Origin of the sequence: Bacterioplanes sanyensis (genome assembly GCF_014652515.1) — a bacterium.
Taxonomy (GTDB): Bacteria; Pseudomonadota; Gammaproteobacteria; order Pseudomonadales; family Oceanobacteraceae; genus Bacterioplanes; species Bacterioplanes sanyensis.
On sequence record NZ_BMYY01000037.1, the window covers coordinates 1 to 536 of the forward strand.

Consider the following 536-nt stretch of genomic DNA (forward strand, 5'->3'; position numbering starts at 1 on the left):
GAACCTGGGGCTGGATCACCTCCTTAAACGATGCTCTAGTCATCTCAGCTAAGTGCTCACACGTAATTGTCTAAATCTTTGTTATCTGACGTAGGTCTGTAGCTCAGGTGGTTAGAGCGCACGCCTGATAAGCGTGAGGTCGGCAGTTCAAGTCTGCCCAGACCTACCAACAATCAGAAAAATGGGGCTATAGCTCAGCTGGGAGAGCGCTTGGTTTGCATCCAAGAGGTCTGCGGTTCGATCCCGCATAGCTCCACCATTTCTCGATTTAGGAAGTTTTCAGTGTTAAGTGATTTTATTCAAGATTATTTAACACTGACAATTTAGTCAGATTGCTCTTTAAAAATTTGGATACATGAGAATGAGAATTCTCAAGCGAACCGGCGGTTGCTTGATTTGATTGATTGCTACCCGTAATCAATCAGTAGGCCCAACCATAAAGTCTTCTGCTTCATAGCTTGTAAGCAGTAAGGCGGTTTGGGGTTATATGGTCAAGTGACTAAGCGTGCACGGTGGATGCCTTGGCATCTGGAGGC

Annotated in this window: 2 tRNA genes; both read left to right on the forward strand. The window is 45.7% G+C overall.

What is annotated here, in order from left to right:
• Positions 1–92: 92 nt before the first annotated feature.
• Positions 93–169 (forward strand) — tRNA-Ile (locus tag IE090_RS17765).
• Between the two features lie 14 nt (positions 170–183).
• Positions 184–259, forward strand: a tRNA-Ala gene (locus IE090_RS17770).
• Positions 260–536 lie beyond the last annotated feature (277 nt).